Raw genomic sequence first — 3,341 nt, 5'->3', positions numbered from 1 at the left:
ATAGTGGGTCACTAGCCCTAATTTCTATTTGAGTTCCTGATGAAAGGGATGCAGAAGTCTAAATCGAGATATGAGTCTAAACTCTGAGGAACGAATAGTTTACTTCTGCTTCCTTCTCATTCTAAATTATCAAAAACAAATCTAAAGGAACGAATGTGAGAGATCTCTTGACCCGGCATAATCAGGGGATCTCTCGCATTCGTTCGAGATGACGACCTCTTTATGATACGGCCCCTTTTCATTTTAATTGTTTAGGTGTAACTTTTTCTTACTTTTCGCCACCACAGCATTGCACCCGTAATGGAAAGCAAGCCCGGTAATAAACCTATGATCACGTATAATATTTTGATGGTGACACCACCAAAGTTTCCTACGTGAAGAGGAAAAAAAGTGGCTTCTACCCTTTCCCAAAATCCGTGTTCAGCTAATAGTTCAATAGAAATCACTTTTCCAGTTGTAGGATCTATAGCAATCGAATTTCCATTATAGAAGAATGCGGATTGGCCTTTTACTGTACCACTTGCCTGGAAATTCTTTCCGGGCTGGGTGGGTAAGTAAACTTTTTTAAGGATTAAGTCGGGCATATTTTTCTTTGCATTACTAAGCATTTCGTCTATGTTTTGTGAAGACAAGGTATTTATCGKAGTTGAAACAGTTTGTTTTTTCCAATATGCAGGATCTAATGAAAACTTGTTCATCCAGAAACCTGTAAAGAAAATAACCACATTAAAAGCCAATGCCCATACTCCAACAATTCTATGTAGACCAGAGGATATGGTTCTCCAATTATTCCATTTCATTTTCTCTTTAAAGGACAGCACTTTCCATACATGCTTTCTGTAAATGATCAACCCTGTTATGGTAGATAAGAGCATAGTAATCCCAAAAACCGTAGCCAGCAGCAATCCCGGTATACCAAGCTGAAAACTCCAATGAAATTGAAATATCCAGTGCATGAAACTTGGATTTAGATCTTTTAGGTTTCCTTCGCGCAAGGTCTTACCAGAGTAAGGATTGATGCTGACCATCCCAAGGTCATAGGTACTGATCTTTCCGTCGTTTTGATAAAGTCTGAATTCATATGCTTCATTTGTTACAGCATCAGGATTTAACCAGGCAATACCCGCAACGTTTGGATGCTCCTGCCCTATCTTCCTGTAGAGGGCATCTAGAAATAGTATTTTACCTGAGGGTTTTACCTTAAGTAATTCAGCATTGATCGCGTGATCGATCTCTTCTAAAAAGACCAATGCCGAGCCACTTAGCCCAAGCAGTAATAGAAAAACACCACTAATAAGACCAAGCCAGCTATGAAAAGAGAATGCCAGTTTAGTTATTGATTTTGATCTGTTCATCGGATTTGGTAGCTTATTCCAATTCTATAATTAAACGGATCACCTAAACCACCAGCAACTGTGCTCGATCTGCTCCCAGTGAAATAGTGTTTATCAGTAAGGTTATAAGCATTAAACTGAATGTTATAACGCCCCCTTTGATAGTTGATGGCTGCATCTAATACGGTATATTCAGGAAACACAAAGTTTTGATTACTGATCAGGCCAACCTGATCGCCCACATAGCGAACACCTCCGGCTAATCCCAACCCTTTCAGAGCAGTACTATACAAGTTATACTTTAACCAAAGGTTAGCGATGTGTTTTGGCGCATTTGCAAAACGATCGCCTTTTTTTCCATAGGCACTTGTACTGAGGATGATATGTTCATTATACGCATATCCGGCAATGATATTAAAGTTTTGAATTGTTCCGGTGGCAGAGAATTCAATTCCTCTGCTTCGGGTACCATCAATTGCCGTCTGGCGATGAGAGTTTTCTTCTGTAGGCGCGGCAGTCAGGATATTTGCATATTTAATCTCATATACAGACACTGTGGTTGACAGTTGCTGATTAAAGAAATCTGCTTTAGTACCTAGTTCATATTGAGTTGCCTTGCGGGTAGGAAATGGCCCACCAGAAAGAACATTATTAGAGGTTTGAGGATTAAAAGATTTGACGTAGGTACCGTAAAAAGCTAAATTCTCTATAGGTAAGTATACTAATCCAACCCTTGGGATCCATCCAGATGCTTGTAGTTCATCACCTTGTTTATTATCTCTGTCAGACAGCGGAGTTTCCTTTCCGTCATAGTTATCGTATCTTAAAGAGACCAGCGCTTTAAGCTGTCGTCCAAAACTAACCTGATCCTGAATATAGAAACCCGTCAAATTGGTAATGCGTTTGTTGTCATCTGATTCTTCAGCAGGAACAGCAGATTCCGGGATATCACTGCTGTAATCAGGGTTAAAAATAGAAATACGGGTTGAAGGTTTATACTGGTAATCGTTTTTTGTCCAGCCATAACGATTGTAATCAGCACCAACTATGATCTGATGTTCTAAGGACCCGGTCTTCGTATTGTAGCTTGCATAAGCAGTGGTTTGCAGACTAAAACGATCAGTTTCCCAATCCTGATATCCTCTGCTAATTGAATCATTTCTGATCTTCCCTACAGGTATATGATCGGTATAATCCAGCACATTTCTTACCGCACGCTGTACCACCGTTAGTTTCAGTTTTTCGTTAAAGCTATGGTTGAATGAAAGTGTGGCCGACGAGTTATTGGTCTTTCCATAGTCAGTTGGACTTTGTATGGTCAGATTGTTTGGATAATAGTTAAAATCGAAAGTACCGTCAGTCCTGGTGCGGATAAAAGTTCCATTATCATATTGGTGAACAGCTTTTTGGTGAGCATAGTTCAATTCCAGGTTAAGGCTTGTTTTATCTGAAAAAAGATAAGTTAATGATGGTGCCAGGAAAATATTTTCTTTATCCTGGTCGCTGCGAAAACTTTCCGATCTGTCGTAGCCTATGATAGCACGATACAATAGCTTTTTATTTTTAGTTAATGGTCCGGTAATGTCTGCTGATGCCCGACGGAAATTCCAGCTTCCCAGCGACAAGTCGATGTTGTATCGGCTTTCTGCAAGCGGTTTTTTGTGACAAAGTTTATTACACCACCTGGTGCTCCCTCACTAAACAAGGCGCCAGAAGGACCTCGCAGTAGCTCTACAGATTCTACGTTGTATAATAATGGCTGTTGGCTCCATAAGAAGAGATTACCTCTGATACCATTATAAAGCAGGAAACTTGCATCATTAGGAGAATATGCAGTAAATCCACGCATAGTGAATGAACCATTTCCATTATTTGCCTTCATACCAGTAAAACTGCTTGCAAGTTCATTCAGCGTAAAAGCTTGCTTGTCGTGCATTACCTCTGACGAGATAGCTTGTACAGATTGTGGGGTTTCGAGTAGTGAAATATCCATTCTGGTAGCGCTAC

3 protein-coding genes are annotated in these 3,341 nt (G+C 40.1%); all 3 read right to left on the bottom strand.

What is annotated here, in order from left to right; genetic code table 11:
• Positions 1 to 251: 251 nt before the first annotated feature.
• Positions 252 to 1,355, bottom strand: coding sequence for a PepSY-associated TM helix domain-containing protein (locus AC1DDX_RS25555; protein WP_477622835.1), 1,104 nt, complete (start codon positions 1,353 to 1,355; stop codon positions 252 to 254).
• Entirely contained in the window at positions 1,352 to 2,959 is a 1,608-nt protein-coding gene (locus AC1DDX_RS25550) for a TonB-dependent siderophore receptor (RefSeq protein WP_337716905.1), read from the bottom strand. Before AC1DDX_RS25550 ends, AC1DDX_RS25555 begins: the two co-directional genes overlap by 4 nt.
• A partial coding sequence (locus AC1DDX_RS25545; RefSeq protein ID WP_477622834.1) for a TonB-dependent receptor plug domain-containing protein occupies positions 2,902 to 3,341 on the bottom strand: 440 nt, incomplete at its 5' end. The genes AC1DDX_RS25545 and AC1DDX_RS25550, both read right to left, overlap by 58 nt.

The organism is Pedobacter sp. 10L46_2, from assembly GCF_056395165.1.
Note: the sequence above shows the minus strand (reverse complement) of the source record. Positions and strands in the feature narration are given on the sequence as shown.